At 43.1% G+C, this 22,380-nt stretch carries 12 protein-coding genes; 9 read left to right on the forward strand and 3 right to left on the reverse strand.

Annotated elements, in window-relative coordinates:
- Positions 1 to 113 precede the first annotated feature (113 nt).
- The 9 genes from AC1DU2_RS03185 to AC1DU2_RS03225 all read left to right on the forward strand — a co-directional run bounded on the left by AC1DU2_RS03185 (position 114) and on the right by AC1DU2_RS03225 (position 17,461).
- A complete protein-coding gene (locus tag AC1DU2_RS03185; protein WP_477382738.1) occupies positions 114 to 2,228 on the forward strand; it encodes an alpha-L-arabinofuranosidase C-terminal domain-containing protein in 2,115 nt (704 codons plus the stop codon).
- Positions 2,229 to 2,271: 43 nt separating this feature from the next.
- The gene (locus tag AC1DU2_RS03190) at positions 2,272 to 3,849 is read left to right on the forward strand and encodes a glycoside hydrolase family 43 protein (RefSeq protein WP_477382739.1); all 1,578 of its coding nucleotides are present in this window, start codon (positions 2,272 to 2,274) and stop codon (positions 3,847 to 3,849) included.
- Positions 3,850 to 4,098: 249 nt separating this feature from the next.
- Positions 4,099 to 5,364 carry a glycoside hydrolase family 27 protein gene (locus tag AC1DU2_RS03195; protein ID WP_477382740.1) on the forward strand — a complete coding sequence of 422 codons (1,266 nt, stop codon included), beginning with the start codon at positions 4,099 to 4,101 and terminating at the stop codon, positions 5,362 to 5,364.
- Positions 5,365 to 5,526: 162 nt separating this feature from the next.
- Entirely contained in the window at positions 5,527 to 8,154 is a 2,628-nt protein-coding gene (locus AC1DU2_RS03200; protein WP_477382741.1) for a glycoside hydrolase family 2 TIM barrel-domain containing protein, read from the forward strand.
- 994 nt (positions 8,155 to 9,148) lie between these two features.
- The gene (locus tag AC1DU2_RS03205) at positions 9,149 to 9,760 is read left to right on the forward strand and encodes a hypothetical protein (RefSeq protein WP_477382742.1); all 612 of its coding nucleotides are present in this window, start codon (positions 9,149 to 9,151) and stop codon (positions 9,758 to 9,760) included.
- 235 nt (positions 9,761 to 9,995) lie between these two features.
- Positions 9,996 to 10,613: a hypothetical protein gene (locus AC1DU2_RS03210; RefSeq protein WP_477382743.1), complete on the forward strand. Its 618-nt coding sequence runs from the start codon at positions 9,996 to 9,998 to the stop codon at positions 10,611 to 10,613.
- Positions 10,614 to 11,028: 415 nt separating this feature from the next.
- Positions 11,029 to 14,448: an FtsX-like permease family protein gene (locus AC1DU2_RS03215; RefSeq protein ID WP_477382744.1), complete on the forward strand. Its 3,420-nt coding sequence runs from the start codon at positions 11,029 to 11,031 to the stop codon at positions 14,446 to 14,448.
- 227 nt (positions 14,449 to 14,675) lie between these two features.
- Positions 14,676 to 16,274: a hypothetical protein gene (locus AC1DU2_RS03220; protein ID WP_477382745.1), complete on the forward strand. Its 1,599-nt coding sequence runs from the start codon at positions 14,676 to 14,678 to the stop codon at positions 16,272 to 16,274.
- 260 nt (positions 16,275 to 16,534) lie between these two features.
- Entirely contained in the window at positions 16,535 to 17,461 is a 927-nt protein-coding gene (locus tag AC1DU2_RS03225) for a Dyp-type peroxidase (protein WP_477382746.1), read from the forward strand.
- A gap of 396 nt (positions 17,462 to 17,857) precedes the next feature.
- Here the strand turns inward: AC1DU2_RS03225 and AC1DU2_RS03230 are convergent, their stop codons facing one another.
- Genes AC1DU2_RS03230 through AC1DU2_RS03240 form a run of 3 tightly spaced genes read right to left on the reverse strand, consistent with a single transcriptional unit; the run spans position 17,858 to position 22,368 of the window.
- Complete coding sequence (locus AC1DU2_RS03230) at positions 17,858 to 19,108, reverse strand: DUF4998 domain-containing protein (RefSeq protein WP_477382747.1); 1,251 nt, start codon at positions 19,106 to 19,108, stop codon at positions 17,858 to 17,860.
- A gap of 38 nt (positions 19,109 to 19,146) precedes the next feature.
- The gene (locus AC1DU2_RS03235; protein WP_477360424.1) at positions 19,147 to 20,343 is read right to left on the reverse strand and encodes a DUF5000 domain-containing lipoprotein; all 1,197 of its coding nucleotides are present in this window, start codon (positions 20,341 to 20,343) and stop codon (positions 19,147 to 19,149) included.
- Between the two features lie 48 nt (positions 20,344 to 20,391).
- Positions 20,392 to 22,368, reverse strand: coding sequence for a RagB/SusD family nutrient uptake outer membrane protein (locus tag AC1DU2_RS03240; RefSeq protein ID WP_477360422.1), 1,977 nt, complete (start codon positions 22,366 to 22,368; stop codon positions 20,392 to 20,394).
- Positions 22,369 to 22,380 lie beyond the last annotated feature (12 nt).

Consider the following 22,380-nt stretch of genomic DNA (forward strand, 5'->3'; position numbering starts at 1 on the left):
TCAGACGAAGTTAACCAATCTGCCAATGTTTGAGTGCATTCTGAATAATGAAAATGGCCCGTTGGCCTTGTAAAATAAGTGTAAAAAAATAATTAATAATATAAACTTTCACGATGAAAAACTTATTACCCATTTCAATTTTGTGCCTGTTCCTGTTCACTGCAACAAACTTGAAAGCGCAAAACCCTAAGCTTACGCTTGATTTAACCAAGCCCGGCGCAAACGTAAGTCCGCAACTGTATGGTTTGATGACCGAAGAGATCAACCATTCGTACGATGGGGGTTTGTATGCCGAACTGATCAGGAACAGGATATTTAAGGACAACCCCAATACGCCGGAAGCATGGAGCCTGATCAGGGAAGGTGGCGCGAAAGCCACCATTCAATTAGTTGCCCCAAACCCCGGCAATGTACCCAACGATCAGCAGCGCCACGCCATTAACGGCGCGTTAACTACCTGTTTAAAACTCATGGTGGATACCGGTGGTGGCCGGGCCGGCATTGCAAATGAAGGATATTGGGGCATACCTGTTTTGCCTAATACAACTTATAGCGCTTCTTTTTATATGAAGGGCACGGACAGTAAGCCATTTCCCCCTCGCCCCTGGGAGCCCAAGCCTACAGTTACTGTTCCGGTAATTGCTAATAACACGGCCGGGCCCATAACCGTAAGTATAGAAAGTAATGACGGTAAAACCGTATATGCTTCGGGGACTATTAATTTGATAAAAAGTGCCTTTTGGAAAAAATATGAACTCAAATTAACAACAGGCGCCGGTGTTAAACCAACAACTGACGCCCGTTTTGTTATTTCAACAAACCGTACCGGGGTTTATTATTTTAACCTCGTCTCGTTATTTCCGCCAACTTACCATAATCGCCCAAATGGAAACCGGGTAGACATCATGAAATTATTGGCTGATATGAAACCCCGCTTTTTACGTTTCCCCGGCGGTAATTTCCTTGAAGGCCCGAAATTGAACGATGCCTTCCCATGGAAGACCACTTTAGGTGCGCTTGAAAACCGTCCCGGCCATACCGGCTCATGGGGCTACCGCCCGAGTGACGGAATGGGCTTACTTGAATTTTTAGAATGGTGCGAAGACCTGAAAATGGAACCACTGCTTGCCGTTTATGCCGGTTATTCACTCGACGGCGACCATGTGGACGCAGGCCCGCTTTTAAAGCCATATGTAGATGATGCGTTGGATGAAATTGAATATGTTACGGGCGACGTACACACCTACTGGGGCGCTAAGCGTGCGGCCGACGGGCACCCGGCACCTTTTAAACTCAGTTATGTGGAGATTGGTAACGAAGACGGGTTTGACGAGTCTGGCAGTTACGACGGACGTTACGCCCAGTTTTATGATGGCATTAAAGCCAGATACCCTAACCTTCACTGTATTGCAAGCATGGGCGGTAAGGACTGGCTTGGGAGCAGGGGTAAATTAACCATCCGCAAGCCCGAAATGGTAGATGAACATTATTACCGCAATGCCTGGGGGATGGAAGAGGACGCGGCACATTATGATAACTACGACCGCAATGGCTATAAAGTATTTGTAGGTGAATGGGCAACAACGGAAGGCATGCCCACCACCACTTTGAATGCTGCCCTCGGTGATGCCGCCTGGATGACGGGCATGGAACGTAACTCAGACCTGGTTATCCGCTCATGCTACGCGCCTTTATTTGCAAATGTAAATAAGGCTACCGCAACCGTGCCGAAAGCATGGCAATGGGAATCAAACCTGATAGGTTATGATGCATTGACAAGTTTTGGTTCGCCATCGTATTATGTACAAGTAATGTTTAACAGCTATATCGGCAATAAAGTGGTGCCTGTAGCTGGCGCAAATATCCCCACCCAAACCAGGCCTGCCACCAAACAGGACAGCGCGGCGAACAACATGCCCAAACCTATACCAGGCATGTTTTATGTAGCTACCAAGGATACCAAAACGGGAAAACTGTTTCTTAAAGTAGTAAATACGACAGGAAAGCCGCAGCAGGTTGATATCGATTTAAATGGTGCCGGAAAGTTATCACCAGAAGGTACCCTGGTAGTAATAAAAGGTGATAAACCCGAGGATACGAACACGATCAGCGATCCGGTAAAAATAGTTCCGGTTACCTCAAGGATAAAAGTGGCAGGCGCTAAGTTTACAAGAACTTTCGATCCATATTCAGTAAGCGTGCTTCAAATAAATACATTAAATAAATAATTTAAACCAGGTAAGAATACCAGGACAAAAAACAAATGTCAATATGAGAAATGCGATTTACAGGTTATGGACAACGGCCTTAATTACCACGCTTATAGCGCCGTGTTTATATGCGCAAAAAGCCACTAATCCTATTATTTATGCTGATGTACCCGATATGTCTATGATCAGGGTTGGTAAAAATTATTATATGAGCTGTACAACGATGCACATGAATCCCGGGGTGCCTATTATGAAATCTACAGATCTTGTCAATTGGAAAATCATCAACTATGCCTATGATACTTTGGCAGATATGCCGGAGCTAAATTTGACAGAAGGTAAAAACACATACGGCAAGGGTTCATGGGCGAGCAGTCTGCGCTTCCATAAAGGTATGTATTATGTAACCACTTTTGCACAAACCACAGGTGAAACTTATATTTTTAAAACGAAAGATATAGAAAAAGGAAATTGGGAAAGAATTTCCTTTAAACCAGCGTATCATGACCATTCTCTGTTTTTTGATGATGATGGCAAAGCCTATTTAATTTATGATGCAGATAGACTAAAACTTGTTGAATTAAATGACGATCTGACGGGAGTTAGACCAGGCGTTCCGGTGAAAGTTATCATTGAAAACGCCCACGCACCAGCAGGAAACGACATGGGCATTGGCGCTGAAGGATCTCAATTATATAAAATAAATGGAAAATATTATCTATTTAATATTTGCGCCCCACGCGGTAAAAACAGAACTGTAGTTATACATAGGGCAGATGATATCAACGGTCCTTGGGAAGGAAAAGTTGGCTTACAGGATAGAGGAATTGCTCAGGGTGGACTTATTGAGACGCCAGACGGACGCTGGTTCTCTTATCTCTTTCGCGATTTTGGTTCTGTTGGCCGAATTCCCTATCTGGTTCCTGTAAAGTGGGAAGACGGTTGGCCTGTATTAGGAGAAAACGGTAAAGCCCCGGATACATTAGATCTGCCAGCCAGTAAAGGTTTGATCCCAGGCATTGTTGCTTCGGACGAGTTTACCCGTAAAAAAGGCGAACGTGCATTACCACTGGTTTGGCAATGGAACCATAACCCGGATAATAGTTTGTGGTCTGTTACAGCGCGGAAAGGGTATTTACGACTCACCACCGGCAGGATTGACACCGATTTCCTGACGGCACGAAACTCATTGACACAACGCACTATCGGCCCGGTATGCTCCGGGACAGTTTCGCTCGACATTTCTAAAATGAAAGATGGTGATTTTGCGGGTTTGGGCCTTTTGCAAAAAAATTACGGATTGGCCGGTGTCAAAATAACAGGGAATAGCAAAGCTGTCTTAATGATCAATGCAAGCACCGGAAAACCTGTAGAAGCACAAAAAATCCCCTTAAATCAAAAGGTAGTGTACTTTAAGGCGGAATGCAATTTTACAAACAGAAAAGACGTGGCAGATTTTTTTTATAGCCTGGACGGGAAAACGTGGATACCATTGGGTACACAATTAAAAATGGCTTATAGCATCCCGCATTTTATGGGCTATCGTTTTGCTTTGTTTAATTATGCTACAAAAAATATAGGGGGAGCGGCCGACTTTGACTTTTTTCATATAACAGATTCCATTTCCCCGGAAAAATAAAATTCAACCAGTTAAATAAATAGGCATCCTGACATTAACAAGATGCAGTAAGCAAGAAATTAATGATTTAAGCGTAAAACCAGTTATTACAAACACTAATAAGTGGTTCGACGCAACCAGTTACGTATTATTTACAATATAAATCTCCGATAGATGACCACAATTTGGAAAATTTTAACTTTTTTAATAGTATTTAGTTTTTGTACATCTGTAAAGGCGCAAAACACGAGTCTTGCGCTAACCCCCCCCATGGGATGGAACAGTTACAATTGTTACGGTATGACGGTTCATGAGGATGAGGTAAAAGCAAATGCTGATTACGTTGCGCAAAAACTGAAGGCGCATGGCTGGCAATATATAGTGGTGGATTTTTTATGGTCCTTTGATAGCCGAAGTGGCGACCCGTTTCAAAAAAGACTTAAAGATGGTTCATATAGCCCCTGGCTGACAATGGACCAATGGGGGCGTTTAACACCTGATACAATTAAGTTTCCGTCGGTATTGGGCGGTAAGGGGTTTAAGCCATTGGCTAAGTATGTCCATTCGCTGGGGTTGAAATTTGGTATTCATGTAATGCGTGGCATCCCACGCCAGGCAGTATGGGCAAAATCACCCGTAATGGGCGCTAATGGCATAACTGCTGATATGATAGCCGATACTAATTCAAAATGCGCCTGGAACAACCACATGTTTGGCCTGAATATGGCTAAACCCGGTGCGCAGGAATACCTGAATTCAATATTGAAGTTATATGCCGCTTGGGACGTTGATTTTATTAAGGTTGATGACTTATCGGCTCCTTATCGCACTGCGGAGCTTGAGGGCTACCACGAGGCAATTGATAGTTGCGGCAGGGCCATCGTGTTCAGCACATCACCGGGGGCTACGCCTGTTTTTAAAGCTGATAACCTAAAACACAATGCCAATATGTGGCGGGTAGCCAATGACTTTTGGGACGAATGGCCCGCCGTATTGCAAATGTTTAATTATGGCAAACAATGGGAAGGCCTTGGCGGCCCCGGCCATTGGCCCGATTGTGATATGATACAGATAGGCAAGTTGTCAAAACGGGGCCCTGTAGGTCCCGAGCGTTATAGCAAATTTACAAAAGACGAGGAGTATTCACACATGACATTTTGGACCATCTTCCGCTCCCCGTTAATTTTGGGCGGCAACCTGCCCGAAAACCGGGAACAGGAATTGAAACTGTTTACAAACGATGAGGTGATAGCCGTTAACCAACATGGGACCGAACCGCGCCAGTTATACAAAACTAATGATGCAATGGTTTGGTATTCGCACGTGCCCAATAGCAAGGATATTTATGTCGCTTTATTCAACCTGGCGGCACAGCCGCAGGATGTGGATGTAAACTTTGCCCAACTTGGCCTGGAAGGAAAGGTAGCCGTTCGGGACCTTTGGGAAAAACAAGATGTAGGTACCTTTAAAAAAGGATATAAAAAAACGATCAATACACACGGGGCCGCTTTGTTAAAACTATCGTTGCTTAATTAGGGTTCGGCTAACTTACAAGGGGGAAATAAAAATTTCGGCGCCTTCGCGCTGTAACCGATAATGCTTACAGCAAAGCAATATCGCCAGGGTTAAACACATCTGCTGTTGAACCTACAGCCACAGATAAATAGCATCGACAAAAAATAAAAGAAATACTAATTTATGAAATATACCATTGCCTGTTTTATGGGATTTTTCGTGGCCGGTGGCGTTTGGGCACAAAACAAAAGCGAGGCTGCACTTAAAGCGAAGATCAGCAGCATCATCAGCAAAATGACGCTGGAAAAAAAAAGACGTGCTCCACGGCAACGCGCCGAAATATGGGATGGTTTCACAACTAAATGTATTATTCTACAATTCAAAAACACGCTCATTTTTATGAAAACGATATTTATGACCTTCTTTTTGCTTTTGGCCGGCAGTAATTTTAGTCTCGCTCAAAATCAAAATGGTATTGAACGAAAACAACTATTTGATTATAACTGGAAGTTTTTTCTGGGAGACACCGCAGCAGCAAAATCAAAGGATTTTAACGATATAAATTGGCGAAACCTTGATTTACCACACGATTGGAGTATCGAAGGGAAAATAAGCCCCAAAAACCCGACGGGCGGAGCCGGTGGATACTTTCCTGCAGGAATAGGCTGGTACCGGAAAGCTTTCAAAGCCCCGGCTGAATGGAAAGGCAAAAAGGTTTCCATTTACTTTGAAGGAGTTTATATGAATTCTGAAGTTTTCATTAACGGAAAACCGCTTGGAGTTTATCCTTATGGGTATACGTCATTTAGCTATGATCTTTCGCCGTTTCTGGATTTTAATCATGAGAATGTGATAGCCGTACGGGTGGACAATTCGCAGCAAGTGAACAGCAGGTGGTACAGCGGTTCCGGGATCTATCGCCACGTGTGGATGAATGTTACCGACGCTGTGCATATAGCCGAGTCGGGAGTTGCAGTTGCAACTCCCGATGTGTCTGCAAAAAAAGCAACCGTTCAAATTAAAACATTAATTAAAAACGAAACCGGGTCTCTTCAACATCTGGTGCTTAGTACCTTGTTGAAAGGGCCAAGCGCTAAAAACGTAGGCAATAAACGAGTAACTGTTGACGTGGCTGCTAACAGCGAAAAGGAAATTGCTCAAACAATTACGGTATCAGCCCCCATGTTATGGGCGCCGGAAACCCCGCATTTATATAGTGCCCGGATACAGGTATTGCAAAATGAAAAAATAGTTGATGAAACAGCGACCGGGTTTGGCATACGTTCCATCAAATTTACTACGGAAAACGGTTTTCAGCTTAACGGAAAAACAGTAAAACTGAATGGAGGGTGTGTGCATCATGATAATGGCTGCCTGGGTGCCGCTGCTTTTGACCGTGCAGAGGAACGCAAGGTTGAACTGCTCAAAGCGGCGGGGTTCAATGCTGTAAGAACTTCTCACAATCCACCATCCCCGGCATTTTTAAATGCTTGTGACAGATTAGGCTTATTGGTTGTTGATGAAGCATTTGACTGTTGGAAAGTAGGGAAAAACAAACATGATTATGCCGGATATTTTAACAAGTGGTGGAAACGCGATCTGGAAGCCATGGTTATGCGGGATCGTAATCATCCATCAATCGTAATATGGAGCATTGGTAATGAGATAGCAGAAAGGGGCAGCCCGGGAGCCGTAGAAACGGCCAGAATGCTTGCAGGTGCCATAAAAAAAATAGATGCTGTCCGTCCGGTTACATCGGCCATTGTGGATAATGGTAAAGACTGGGCAACGCTTGATTCCCTGATGGCGGCGCATGACATCGGTGGTTATAATTATCATTTGCAGAGCGCGTCTGCCGATCATCAGCGGGTACCTTCACGAATGATCATTCAAACAGAGTCGTACCCCAAGGATGCTTTTGCCAATTGGAAGCTGGTAGAAGACAACAATTATGTTCTTGGTGATTTTGTTTGGACGGCTATAGATTATCTTGGAGAATCAGGAATAGGTCGTTGGTATTATTCGGGCGATATGCCTGGCGAACACTGGGAACATGATTTTTTTCCCTGGCATGGTGCTTATTGCGGAGATGTCGATCTGATCGGATGGAGAAAGCCGATTTCGCATTATCGTAACTTGTTATACAATAATACCGAAAAACTTTTCATGGCTGTCCGGGAACCTGAACCAACCCCCTTGGAAATTAAAACAACGTGGTGGTCTGTTTGGCCAACCTGGGAAAGCTGGACCTGGCCGGATTATGTTGGAAAGGATATTAAAGTGGAAGTTTATTCAAAGTATCCTAAGGTGCGCCTTTATCTCAACAATAAACTTATTGGCGAAAAACCTACGGCAATAGCGCAGGAACATAAAGTCGAATTCACCGTGCCCTATTCGCCGGGACAGCTTAAGGCAGTCGGTGTGGATAACGATAAAGAGGTTGAATCAACTGTTTTGCAAACGTCGGCCGGAGCTGCAAAAATAAAATTGACTGCCGACCATATAAAGATATTGGCAAATGGGCAAGATTTGTCCTATGTTAACATTGAGATAACAGACAGTGCCGGCATAGTTCAACCGAATGCCATAAATCGCCTGCATTTTAAAATTGAAGGGCCTGCCACCATTGCGGGAGTAGATAATGCCGATTTGAAGGACACAGATCCATATGCAGCGGATACACGTAAGGCCTGGCACGGATGTGCCTTGGTTGTTATCAGAAGCACGCACAGTTCGGGCGATATTAAATTGACGGTTACTTCCCCCAACCTATCAGGGGCTATTTTAAATATCAAAGCCATTGGGCATTAGCGCTAATGCCTAATGGCTTATAACTTATAAAGAATTGTAATTAAATTTAATCCGGCGTCCTGAGGCATTATTAGTTGATTTTTTATAGTTGATCATCATGTGTCTGGCGAGTAAATCAGAGAGTTTTTCCGGTCGTTATAATCTCACAGTCTGACATGATCAACATGTAATAAAAGAATAGCAGCTTTTAGAGTCCCTCGGCTTGATTAGGGTACTTATGCGTTTAACTTTAACTTGTCCGGAAAGTACCAATTATAATTGGACATGGGGCGCCAGGCACGCAGATAGTCATCTCGTTATTCAAGAGCAAGTTACGATATTGTGAATAATCTAATCCAGTGTATATGAGCTATTGAATATCAATGTCGTTTTAATTTTTCTTTGTCCGGGACAATAGGATTTAATAAAAAATATTAGCCGAGGAACTACATCATTTGGTACCCACCGAAAATTTCAAAAGAGAGAACGTGACATTCGACCCAATGAGTTTCAAAAAATTGGAACATAACAAGTTATAAATCCGTGCAATAGAATTCGGCCAAGGTATAATCTGAGAAATCTAATTCAAATTACATCTTATAAAGAAAGCTGTCTTCCATGATAAATAGGATTATCCTGACGACATAGATGGGGCGAAGGTATATCCTCGCTAAATATCTTCAGGGTGAGAATTTAAGGTAGTTGTCAGAGCCTATTATTAAAAAAGTCGCCAATATTTTGAAAATAATCTGTAAATGTCTATGTTTATAGTACAAGATTTGCGATCAATCTATATTAAAAAACACGGTGAGTAATTCGGTGAGTAGTGAATTAATAATCGTATAAAGTACTGAATTTCATGTAATTAATGGCTTCGTTCGATTCTCGTCGGGACCACTAAACCACCCACTGTATGCCAAGCATGGGAATAAATTGAAAAAGCCTTCAGTTGGAAATCTGAAGGCTTTTTTGTTGCTCTTTTGCTTACTTTTAGTTTTAATCTTGGACACAATAAATGAAGTGGAAATATAGAAGATACAAACTTTGGGTAATTAATACTCAAACGATGGCCAACCTGTACCTATGGGAAAAATGGAAGCTCCTTTTACCTTCATTGGATATTATTATAAATTTAACTACTGAACCTGCATTTATTCGTTCATTTCAATGCTATGAGTTTGAAAATCGCTGGCTTGGTTTTGGCAGGATGAAATGGAACGAAGAGAACAATATAAAATGGACAACGAAATATAGGAATGGAAAGACCGGAGATAAAATCCTCGATTTTTATCACACAGAAATATGGGCACCTGATTGGAATCGGGTATGCGACGACGACATGCCCCCTGATATATTTGTACAACTATATAATTTTCCAGCTCGGGGAAAGGTAAAGGAAGGTATCGTTATTGCCATGCCGAAATCGCTGTATAATAGAAACAAAATCTTAGTTGACTCGGAACTATCTAAGATTATGAAAGCAATACCCGATTCAACGATTTCAATTGCAACAAGATCGTGGTGGGCGGGGTGGAAGATTAGAAATCAAATCGGCGACATCAATAGCCAAGAGATAGCGAAAATTGTTGAAGGATTACTTTCAAATACCTTCCATTCATTAGCCTAAATTATCCTCTAAACCCGCCGCATTGTGCAAATCACGCATAAAAGAGTTCGAGTTTTGTAGTCTAAGGACCACTCCACCCATCCATGGGAACGATTATTAAAAAGCCTTTAGATGTAGATCTGGAGGCTTTTTTCTTAAAGGGCAGTTCCGTAATTTGTCCGTTGTAAATCATAAATCTTAATGCGATATTGAAATGCTTTTGCACAAGAGCTTAATATTTCTAAATCAATATTGTATGCTAAAAAAACATTCAATTCTATTGGGAATAATTATTTCGTTATTGTTGCTATTTATAGCGACATGGTACTATCCCGGTGGGTCGCAAGTTGACAAAAACTCCGTTGGGTATGACTGGAAAAATAATTATATAAGTAATCTTTTCGGCAAAAATGCTGTTAATGGATCACACAATTCAGCTCGTTTTTGGGCCATAGGAGGAATGATTTTCTTTTCGGCCAGCTTTGCTATATTCTTTGTTGAATTTTCAAAGAAAATACCAGCAAAGGGTGCCTCCAAAATAATAAAATATGTAGGGGCTGGTGGTATGTTTTTTACTTTTTTAATAGCAACCCCATTGCACGATATCATGATTACAATAGCTAGTACAATGTTTCTTATAGGGATGTTTTATATCACTGTTTTTGTTTTAAAGTCAAGGCTGCATTTATTTAAATGGCTATGTATTGTTGGTCTCCTTGTGTTTTATTATACACTATACCTTTATGGCTCTAATAGTTTTAAGTATTTACCAATAATGCAGAAAATTAATTTTGCCACTACAATAGCCCTAATTTTAGGGCTGGCATATTTTACGAAAAAAGAAGATTTTCAACCGATCAGGGAGGGCAAATAAAATAGTTGTGAAAAAGTATCGGGCCGTTAACACGGATGCACTTTCCGTTACCATTCTGTTTATGACTCTTTTTCTTTATTGGAAGGAAACATATAACCCACAATCTCAATAAATATATTGCTTGAATTATAAATTATCCTCCAAACCTGCTGCACAACACAAATTAGCCATAAAAGATTTCGGATTTTGTAGTTTAAGGACCACTAAAGGCTACAAAGCCGCTTTACGAAGTATGGCGGTTTTTTGTTTAGTATACTTATTCGCAACAATACAACAAACCGGCGAAACCCCACCCTCCCAAAACCAGAACGCCCTATGTTCGCTTCCGTTACAGCAAAACATATAAATCGTCGCATAAATTTGTATATATGAATATATTGTAAATTTGGAACAACCTTTGGGCTATTTGAATTACTTGAATCCTGATATATTCCATATTAGCCTTTACCATGTGGCGGCCGCGGCAACCCTGTTTTCGGGGTTTACGCTTGCGCTGCTTTTAGCATTCGCAAAAAGGGAATGGAGAACAGCTAACCTGTTTTTAAGCGGCGCTTTGGCTGTAATTGTACTGAAGACGGGCGGGCTTTCGCCAATTTTGTTACCGGCGCTGGGGCCGCTGTTGTACTTTTATGTGCGGCGGATGACGTTGCCAAACCTGCAATTTGCCCGAAAGGATATACTGCATTTTAGCCCTTTGCTGGTTGCGTATTGGATGCCGGGCTGGCTGGTGCTCATTTCGGTTGTCATTTATTTATACTTTTCGCACCGGTTGATACAGCATTTTTATAACCGCTTGCAGCCGGTGCTAATGGACAGGCCGCGCTTTGCTTTCCGCCGGTTGGATAAGGCCTTGCACCTGCTTGCCTTGCTTTGCATGTTATGGCTGTTTAATGATGCTTTTAGTTTTACCGTTGCTTTTGTGCTTATTGGCGTGGCCGCCGAAGTGATGCTAAAATTGGATAGCAGCATACAACCCGCACCGCCGGTAACAGATAGATATGATGCAAAGGAAAAAAGCCGCAGGGTAAAGGAAGCTGTAGCCGCAAACCGTTTTTACGAGGATGCCGAACTGACATTGACCACCCTGGCTGCAAAGCTGAATATCCACCCACACGATTTATCGCGGATTATTAATGTGGGGATGGAAAAGAATTTCAACGACTTTATAAATGAGTTCAGGGTTCGTGAAACTGCCCGGAAGATGCGCGACCCCGCCAACAGGCACCTCACGTTGCTGGGGATAGCATACGAGTCGGGATTTAACTCTCAAAGAACATTCAACCGTGTTTTTAAAGAGATGACCGGCAAAACCCCGGCAGAATATAAAAATGGCCTGAAAAAAGAGTTGCCAAATGATAAGTTGGCTATCCCATCACACTTCCCATCGGTAATATTGCGTTCAAGAAGCCCGCGAAATTGGGCTGCTGTAAAATTGAACCGCAATTATATGATTAGGAATTATTTAAAAATTGCATGGCGCAACCTTATTAACAATAAAGTATTATCGTTTATTAATATAGGTGGCCTTGCAGTGGGTATGGCAGTGGTAACGCTCATCAGTTTGTGGATTTTGGATGAAATGTCATTTAATAAGTACCACAATAATTACCACCGGATAGCCCAGGTAATGCAAAATGTAACCATTAACGGTGAAGTGAAAACCTCATTCCATCAACCGTACCCCCTGGCAGCCGAGCTACGTAAAAATTATGGCAGCGATTTTAAGTCTGTAGCAATGGCTACACTCCCGAGAGATTATATACTGGCTTTAGGCGACAAAAAACTGACTGAGTCAGGCTGCTTTATGGATGCCGGTGGACCGGACCTGTTCACATTACATATGCTCGAAGGCAGAGGCGATGCTATAAAAGATCCATCATCTATATTAATATCCGCATCTACAGCGAAGGCGTTTTTCGGCAATGAGGACCCCATGGGTAAAGTATTGAAGTTAAAATTGAGGTGGGACGGTTTAGATAATTTTAAAATAGCCGGCGTTTACGCAGATCTGCCCGAAAATACCACGCTTGGCGGCATGGCCTTTATTGGTTCATGGGGAAACTTTGAGGCAGGTTTGGGCGGCATGAGGGAGCCATGGGGCCCGGGTATTGTTAACTTATATGTTCAACTGGCTGATAATGCCAACCCTGACAAAGTATCTTTAAAGATCCGAGAGGAAATGCTCCGGCATTTAAAACCAGGCGCAGCTTCAACAAAACAGGCGCTGTTTCTGCAGCCAATGAGTAAATGGCATTTGTACAGCGAGTTTAAGGACGGAAAAAACACCGGTGGCGAAATACAATATGTGTGGCTTTTTGGTATTGTAGGTGTGTTTGTACTGCTGCTGGCCTGTATTAACTTCATGAACTTAAGTACAGCCCGGTCTGAAAAACGCGCGCGCGAGGTAGGTATCCGTAAGGCAATAGGTTCATCACGCAGCCAGTTGATATACCAGTTTTATGGCGAATCGTTGCTTTGTGTATTACTCGCATTTTTAGCCGCCTTACTACTGGCAAGATTAAGTATCCCGGCTTTCAATCAACTGGCCGGTAAACAGATAGTTATTCCATGGAACAGCCTGGCGTTTTGGTTCGCCGGCATTGGTCTTAGTTTGGTTACTGCTATTATTACCGGCAGTTACCCGGCGCTCTACCTATCGTCATTTAAGCCTGTGAAGGTATTAAAGGGGGCGTTCCGGGTAGGGCGGCTGGCTTCGGTGCCGCGTAAAGTACTCGTGGTAGTTCAGTTTACAGTTTCTATTGTGCTTATCATCGGTACAATCGTAGTTATCCGGCAGATACTTTTTGCCAAAAAACGCCCTATAGGCTACAGCCAGGATGGATTGGTTGCCATACCCGTCCGGACTATTGAACTCCATCAACATTTTGATGCGATAAAACACGCCCTTACAAACAACGGTACAATAACGGAAATGGCCGAAGCAGATGCTCCGCCTAACAAAGTTCCTGGTACTACCGGCGGCATCGCATGGCCCGGAAAAGATCCTAATCTGAGTGCCGATTTCGGCCAGGAGGATATTTCATACGGTTATGGTAAAACCATTGGCCTGGAGTTTAGCGCAGGCCGGGATTTCTCACCGTCATTCCTTTCCGATTCGGCGGCGGTGATCATCAATCAGGCAGCAGCCGATTTTATGACCATGAAAAAACCGACAGAAAATTACCTGACCTTTTTTGGCCAGCAGTTTAAGATCATAGGCGTAGCTAAAAACGTTATTAACCGTTCGCCTTATGCACAGGTGCAACCTATGGTTTATTTTTTGGCGAAATGGCCGGGAGGCAGCTTACTACTAAAGATAAACCCGAAAATGAGTGCAGGTAAAGCGATTAGCAACATAGCTTCGGTGTTAAAAACCGAGAATCCTGAACAGCCATTTGAATATCACTTCGTTGACCAGGAATACGCTAAAGAATTCGGCGATGAAGAACGCATAGGTAAGCTGGCTACTGTTTTTGCCGGGTTGGCTATATTTATCAGCTGCCTTGGGCTGTTTGGCATGGCATCATTCGTGGCCGAACAGCGTGTTAAAGAAATAGGTATCCGTAAGGTACTTGGCGCTTCGGTGTTCGCCCTGTGGCAGTTGTTATCGAAAGATTTTGCCATACTGGTGTTTATTTCAATAATTATAGCCTCGCCGGTAGCTTATTATTTCATGCATAATTGGCTGCGTAATTATCAGTATCATACCGATGTCGCCTGGTGGATATTTATCGTTACAGCTATTGGCGCTATACTCATCACATTAATAACGGTAAGCTTCCAGTCTATAAAAGCCGCATTGGCAAACCCGGTAAAAAGTTTGAAGGCAGAATAACAAGCTATGTGTGTCAACTTTTTTATTGTTGGCCTCTTGAGAGAGGCGTGCAGGTTAACGTAATGGCAGTGGTTTGTTGTGTATTACGTATAACACAACCTCCATTCTCAGAGCCCAGTAATTAACCATGATTACTGGGCTTTTTGCGTGATAGAGGAACCTTGTAAATACCTTTAATATATGTTAATTTCGGCAAACGTGATTTACGTTATCTTGATACCTACCAAATGAAAAGACCGATCAAAATGCTTACAATTAAAGTAGTATGCTTTCTATTGTTTTATTTGTTTAATACGCCATCCATAGGCCAGGTCAAATGGCCGGCTAATCAACTGCTGCCGTCTTTCCCAGCGCCTGCAAAGGTTCAGGATTTCATTACACTCCGCGAAAACTCTCCTTACTCTTCGGCAGAAATGTACCTGTTTGCTTCGTTAAAGGGCATCGTAAACAGAACTAAGCCACGTATATTCTCCTACGAGGGTGATGCTTTTGCCGAAGGGCCGCATACCTGGTTGCAGTCCCTTGGTTTGAGATGGTCTGAACCTGGAGACAAATGGGACTTGATTACTAAATACCGGAGCGAAATTTCAGGTGTGATTGTTTATGATCCCGCCCAGGAACATACAATTAACCTGGCTACAGTACTTGCAAAAAGTAAAGGCGCGCTAATTGCCTCGCCGATGTTGCTTGCCAAATTAACTGCTCCCCCTTATAATTTGCCCGTGTTACTTGATTTGCAGGGAAAATTTAGTAGCAAGCTGGAAGTTTATCAATCGCTATATGATACCTATTGGCCACATCTTGATCATCGTTTATTGATGGGGTTAAACCCTAATGCACATAAAGCCGCTCTTCGTGAGTATGCAGTAGCCTTGGGCTCGGCAGTGATATGGCTCGATCCTGACGTAGCCGGTGAAAGTGAATTGCTAAACAAATTTCTGTCCTCAATGTCGCCCGGGGCAATTTTTATGGGCTGGTGGCCACAGGAAGGGCCAGGCGTACAAAGGGCCTCAAAGTATGGTATTGCAACCGTAGCAAGTGATTGGTGCTCTAACCTAACGGTACACAGTGGTACTTCCAGGAATGTAAAAATAAAACCAATCCCTCCCAGGCCAGCGCTTAAAAACAAAATTTATGTTGCATTTATATTGAGTGACGGAGACAATTTACAATTTACAGAGCACTTGATGCGTAAACTTTGGAATAATCCGGACCGCGGCGCTGTTCCAATGGGATGGACTGTGTCGCCTGCTATGCTGGATGCCATGCCCGGTGCACTCAATTATTATTGGCAAACTTCCACCAGCAATGATAACCTGATTTCGGGGCCTTCCGGCTATGGTTATACTTACCCTAATACCTGGACAGATGAAAACTTGTTAAAACAGTTTGTTGCTAAAACGGAAGATTATAACGCCCGTGCCGGTTTAAGGGTAATTACCATTTGGAATACGATTACCGGTGGCATTAATGCTAATGTCGGGAATGTCTATGAAGGGCAGGCAAAATCGTTGCTTGGTGTAACTGCCCAGAACACGGGAGGTGGGCTTACCATTTATAACGACAGCTTGCCGGGAATGGCGCTTACCTGTAACTACTGCACTAATGAACAGGCTATGAAAGATCACATCGCCCGGGCCGCTGCCGGTTGGGACAAAACCTCGCCACGTTTCATGATCATACAGGCGCAACCCTGGCAGGGTGTAACGCCAACAAGTTTTAAAAATGTGGCTAATTCACTTAATGAAGATTATGTAATAGTGCGCCCAGATCACATTTTTCAACTTATTCGCGAGGAAAAGGGCATTCCAGTTAACCCAAAATAGAAAATGCATTAGTTGTACGTAAAGATAACTGAAAGACAAAAAATTATGGAGGGGGGATAAGAATGGACGTTATCAGGCTGTTTTTTGAGTTTCTGAGATCTACGCTCTCGTGCTTAATTTGCACAAGGTAAGATTAATGCATAGACAAGTTTATTAGTTAAAGATTCCCTCTCTTTTATCAAAATTGTATTCGCCACCCTATATCAATACAACTGGGATTTTTTATTTTCGTAACTCACAACAAGGATATATTATAGCCGATGAAACCAGATTCGCAGAATGTAACAGACTACACCAATGAAAACACCATATTTATGGTTTGGGAGTTTAAGGATAACCTGGCGGTTGGTGATGCTTTTAAAAAGCTTTGCAAGCTGCTTATCAATCTTAATAATTCTGCCAATGTACGTTTCCCGGTTTCCAGGGCAAGTTGTGTAATGGGTATTGGGTATGATGCCTGGCTACGGCTTCAACTCCCGGTTCCATTACCTAAAGAACTGGCTGCTTTTGCTCCCATTGTTGGCGCTAAACACACGGCGGTTTCTACCAAAGGAGATTTGCATTTTCATATCAGGGCCGATACCACAAGCATATGTTATGATATGGCATCGGCTATAACAGATGTTTTAAGCCCGGTAGCCATCAGTACCAACGAAATTCATGGTTTCAGGTATTGGGACAGCCGTTCCATTTTGGGTTTTGTTGATGGTACCGAAAACCCCCAGGGGCCGGATAGGGAACTTTTTAGTATGATAGGGGATGAAGACCCTGTTTATAAAGCAGGAAGCTACCTTTTTGTACAAAAATACATCCACGATTTATCGGCCTGGAAAGGGCTGTCGACCGAGCAACAGGAAAAGGTAATTGGCCGCTCCAAATCAAATGACATTGAGATGGATGACGATGTAAAACCTTCAAATTCGCATATAGCTTTGGCCAATGTTGGCGATGAACTTAAAATTGTTCGCGATAATATGCCTTTTGGCAATATGTCGGCCAATGAGATGGGCACTTATTTTATAGCTTATGCAAGTACATTCAGCACCGTTCAAAAAATGCTGAATAACATGTTTATTGGCTCGCCCGCCGGAAATTACGACAGGATATTAGATTTCAGCACCGCCAAAACAGGTAGTTTGTACTTTGTGCCGACATTTAACATGATAGATGGTTTTTCGTCGGAATAAAACCCTGTAGCCTTTGCCTGGAGGACGCAAATTGTGGTTGGGTATTGCAACGGTTTATAACCTGGTTTTTAAAACCCTGTGCCTAAAAGGTGATTTTTAGCATTATCTTTAGTTAATGTAATACTTCTAACGGATACAGCTACAAGGATTACGCACCCGGTTGTCCCACTGGATCAACACAAGCTTGTTTTCTTACTTTATTACCGTGAAAAGCGTTTTTCGCAAATCGTCAATTTAAGGCATATCAGAAACAAAATTTCAAAGGGTTGATCAACTCAAAGGGGTAACCAACGCAACAACAAGTTGTCATACAGCTATTTGGCGCTTTAAATAAAATAAAAAGCCGCCCCGTAATTACTTACGAGACGGTTTTTTTTGTTGTGGCAAATTAGGTTGTTAGTTTTTATATAGTTTGATGTAAAACACCTGGAAATAGCTTCCTGGGTTGCCATTGCCAACAATGTTTCCTAAAAATCCAAGTGACACCACCTGCGGGGTAGTAAGTGTAAATGTAAAGCTTCTTACTTCCCTTGAATTTGGGCTCGTTCCGCCTACGTTGGCGCTATTGTACATACCAACGTACCCTAAGGCGGTAGAAAGGTTGGCAAGCACCGGGATGCCATTTCCGCCTGCTGCGGCTACGCAATAAACCGAAGAATTGGATTGAACTTCTGAATAGGCATCAAATGTAACAATGTAATCGCCTGCGGGCAATGCCGAAGATGTAGGCTGATAAATGATGCCGTTTACAACAGGTGAATTGTTCCAGGTTTCCCAGTTAATAACACCGCCGGCATCTGAGCTATAGCCGCCGTTAACACCATTGTCTTTATTTTTGGCAGCTGCATTGGTAATCCATGGCGCGGCAAGTGTTCCCCATCTTCCATCAAAGGTAGCCCTTTGAAAAGAACTTGATGTATTTGATAAATATATGCTGGTTACCTCGGCCTTTACGCTGTGGGTTTGATAATCTACATAAAAGGTATCAATAGCCGTTTTATTGGGCTTAAAAGCTGTGCGATAGCTAATAGAGCTTCCTGCCTTAAACTTAGGCAGCGATGTGCTTAAGCCTGTTGGTACCGATGTTATTAAGGTATCGTGCTGCTTGCTGGCCGCGTCGGTATATTTAATCTCCATCGAAAGTAAACCGTCATCGGCATTAACATCGGCCCAGTTAATTAAGGCCGACCCATCTGTTTGTAATTCGGCCTTGGCTATGCCGCGGTTAATAAGCGAGCTTTGGTACAGGCTGCCATATACGTTGCCGGCTAAGGTAACCGGGATGGATATATGCCCGGCATTATCATACGTACGGATCTCGAAGGTCATGACACCCTCCGGTAAACCCGGAATATACAGTTTTGCGGTATCGACACCCGATGTGCGCGTTACCGGTGTAACTATCGAATCCTGTTTGCTGTTCCAATACACTGTGTATTTAACAATTTTGGGGTCGGATGTAAAAAGCCCGGTTAACAATACCCGGTTTTTACCCGAAAAAACCTGTACCGAGTCGAGCTTGCCCGGGTATATGATAGCGCCGTTGGGCTCGTATTTTTTTTTGTAATCATCCATCTTACTGCAGGCGCTCATAACAAACGCAGTTAGCATGAAAAAGAGGTATGATGTTATTTTATAATGTTTCATAATCAAAATTTAATTGAAAAAATGTTTGTAAACATTTACTACTTTCCAAACAGGGTAAATTCGCTGATACTCATAAAGTACGATCCTGTCCAGTTGTGCAAGCTCCTGATGCGGATATACCTATAGGAGGTTTGACTCGCCGGAAAATCATACCCCCATCCATCCTGGGCATATTTAAAGTCGGCAGCAGTTTCGGTGCCCGATGGCGAACCAGATGGTTTTACCACATTACAGGTAACTAGTTTTGTCCATGACGCATCCAATGCACCGTTAACATTTGGCGTATTTGATCCCCATATTTCAAAATCCCTTAAATTACCCCTTACATAATATACGTTACCTACTTCAAGGAAAGGATTGAGTATAAAGCGGCTCAATATCCGTTGCTTGCCTAAATCCAAGGTTACCATTTGTGGGCTACCTGCGCTTTCAACAGTAAACAAACAATTTGGCCAGCCGCCCGTAAAGTTGCCGTCCCAAATCTTAGTAATATCGGTGTATGAATACAAGTTGGTGGCATCGCCGGGCAATACATAAGGCGACCAATCAGCCTTTGAAAATTGCTCTTCGTAAAATGGTGTAAGGGTTAAAAACAAGGTGTCGGACCGGTTTAAAAATCTATCCCTTACAAAAAATGCGTATTTCCGTTCAACAGCGGGCTGGCCTCTAACTGCAGCCTTAATTAAAATGCTGTTACTGTAAATATTATCCATCCCTTTTGGCTGCACAAACTGTTTGTTATTAGCCGTATCAACCATAGGTACAATAGCAAGGTTATCTTTGGTAGGGTTATCGCAGGTTACGTTAAAACCACCAAAAGTAGCCGTAACCTTAAGCGACCGGAACGCAAGTATGAATGGCGGAGTTAAGGGGTTAACCGTAACCGTAACAGGTGCCGAGGCCTTCTCACTTGAATTTACGGCATATAGTTTTACTACATGTGCAAGGGTATCGCCAAAGCCATCCACCGTTAAAGTGTTTGTGTAGTGCGATGCTATTACTTCGCGTGTTTTACCCGGCGAGGTTTCATAAACAGCCTTTACATAAAAAAGATCGGCATCGGTGGGCAGCGTGTATGTTAAACTGGCTTCGCCGTTTTGGTTTTGTACCTGTACGTTGCTAACTACGCCGGGGGCGTTGTTATTGGTTACTGTAGGTTTATTGAGGGTTTCCTGCTTACAGCCGGTTACTATTATTGCTAATAGGCCGATATAGAAGGCAACTCGTAATTTCATTGTTTCCATTTTAATGTTTTTATTGTTAAACATATTGTTGCTATACATTTACCAGTTAGGGTTTTGCACCAGGTTTTGATTAACCAGCAGGTCATTTTCCTGTATTGGCCATAAATAATCACGCGGGATTACAAAATGCCTTGAATAGATGGACCTTTCACGGTAATACAATTCGGGCGAATTTTCGCTTATCGACCATCCTGTTACGTTGCCGTTAAGTTCAACACCTGCGGTTTTCCAGCGCAAAAGATCCCAAAAACGATGTCCTTCAAAACAAAGTTCAACGGCGCGTTCGCGCTGAATGATTGACCGCATTCCGTCTTTAGTAGTGTATTTGGTTGGATTAATGCTATAGTTTGACCATGAATCCTGAACGGTAGGCAGGCCAGCCCTTGCCCTTATACGGTTTACGTAAGTGTATACATCGGCAACCGGCCCCTGCGCTTCGTTCAGCGCTTCGGCATACAGCAAATACAAATCAGAAAGGCGCATTTCGGGCCATGGATAATTGATGTAGGTAACTGTTGCCCACTCATAGTGCCAGTTAAGCGCTTTTTTCATATAAAAGCCCGCAATTGGTATTGGGGACGACTGGCCAACTTCGGCACCGCGTGCTTTCATCCACCAGGTATTTTCGTCGGTTTTGGTAGGGCTGTTGGCCATATACCATACACCGCGGTCAAATCCAAGGTCGGCATAGTAACGTGGCTCACGGTCAAAATTCAACCGGGCGGTGGTTTCGCCTTCTTTGATATTGAAACGCTCATCATGAGTGCCCACACGCAATTGCGCTATGTTGGTGAAATCAAGCGTTTTATCTTCATTGATAGGCACCCCGTTTTTGGTATAAAACATTTTGGCCATTTTTATAGTAGGCCCCATCAACGGGCGGTTTGCCGATTTTGCAGCATCAGCATTATTAAAATCATACTGACCCGCGCACATCGACTGGAAGAATGAATTATAACCGATGTTGTTGTTCGCTGTTAATCCCCAAATCAGTTCGTCGTTCCATTTTTCGCTCATCGCGTTCCTGATGCTCATTTGCGTCATGGTTGTTTGGCTAAGCGGGGTGGTTGGCGCCGGGAAAGTATATAACTGTATGTTTTGGGCCTCGCAAAAATCAATTGCCGCTTTACAGGCATCGGCCGCCAGCTGCCATTTTTGAGCACTGTAGGTAGTGTTAAATAGTTGCTCCCCATCTTTATTCTTGAACGAATTGTAATCGGGATTGCCATTAAACAACGGGCTTGCAGCGGTAACCAGCAACTTTGCTTTCATGCTGAGCGCTGCTCCTTTGGTAACACGACCCAGTTCGCTGCCTTCATTCCTGATGCTTAGGGGCAGTTTTGCTGCGGCCAGGTCATATAAACCAGCTATATAATTTACCACTTCATCAACCGGGCGGCGTTTTACCCTCACCTCGTCAATTGATGCGTCAATAGCCAGGTTTTTGTCGATAATAGGGATGGGACCATAAGCCCTGAACATTTGAAAATGATAGAAGGCTTTCAGAAACTGCGCTTCGGCAATCCAGCGTTCGCGGGTGTCAATATCCAGGTCGCGTACCTTTGTCACATCGCTTACGTTTTCAATAAAAACGTTACAATCGCGTATGGCCTTGTAATTCGCGGCAGCATCCCGGGTGCCGTTCATATAATTGGCAATTGGGTCTGACGAGTTTTGGAAGCCCCTTGGCAACTGTAGTACGTTTGTTGGGCGGATGTGTCCGGCCGGATCTTCTACCCAAACCTCATCGCCGGCAGTAAGGCCTACATTATAGGTAGGGTCGGTTTCTGTAGGCAGGTAAGAGTAGCAGGTAAACAGGTACTTTTCTGCCTCGGTTTTTGAAACGAAAGCATTGGCTATTGTTGATACGTTATCAGGAACAACATCCAGGAATGATTTTTTGCAGGATGATACAGGCAAAATTATCATTAAAGCCACCGATAGCAGGGCGATATACCCTTTAGGTGCGGGGCTTAATACTGTATGCTTAATTTTTTGTATAAAATTACTTTTCATATAATTGATTTG

The sequence above is a fragment of the Mucilaginibacter sp. P4_C11 genome (genome assembly GCF_056402115.1).

Excerpts from the sequence above, each read along its gene's own strand:
- AC1DU2_RS03185 (WP_477382738.1), top strand. The coding sequence starts at position 114 with ATGAAAAACTTATTACCCATTTCAATTTTGTGCCTGTTCCTGTTCACT.
- AC1DU2_RS03195 (WP_477382740.1), top strand. The coding sequence starts at position 4,099 with ATGGGATGGAACAGTTACAATTGTTACGGTATGACGGTTCATGAGGAT.
- AC1DU2_RS03200 (WP_477382741.1), top strand. The coding sequence starts at position 5,527 with ATGAAATATACCATTGCCTGTTTTATGGGATTTTTCGTGGCCGGTGGC.
- AC1DU2_RS03190 (WP_477382739.1), top strand. The coding sequence starts at position 2,272 with ATGAGAAATGCGATTTACAGGTTATGGACAACGGCCTTAATTACCACG.
- AC1DU2_RS03230 (WP_477382747.1), bottom strand. The coding sequence starts at position 19,108 with ATGAAACATTATAAAATAACATCATACCTCTTTTTCATGCTAACTGCG.
- AC1DU2_RS03235 (WP_477360424.1), bottom strand. The coding sequence starts at position 20,343 with ATGAAATTACGAGTTGCCTTCTATATCGGCCTATTAGCAATAATAGTA.
- AC1DU2_RS03220 (WP_477382745.1), top strand. The coding sequence starts at position 14,676 with ATGAAAAGACCGATCAAAATGCTTACAATTAAAGTAGTATGCTTTCTA.
- AC1DU2_RS03210 (WP_477382743.1), top strand. The coding sequence starts at position 9,996 with ATGCTAAAAAAACATTCAATTCTATTGGGAATAATTATTTCGTTATTG.
- AC1DU2_RS03225 (WP_477382746.1), top strand. The coding sequence starts at position 16,535 with ATGAAACCAGATTCGCAGAATGTAACAGACTACACCAATGAAAACACC.
- AC1DU2_RS03240 (WP_477360422.1), bottom strand. The coding sequence starts at position 22,368 with ATGAAAAGTAATTTTATACAAAAAATTAAGCATACAGTATTAAGCCCC.
- AC1DU2_RS03205 (WP_477382742.1), top strand. The coding sequence starts at position 9,149 with ATGAAGTGGAAATATAGAAGATACAAACTTTGGGTAATTAATACTCAA.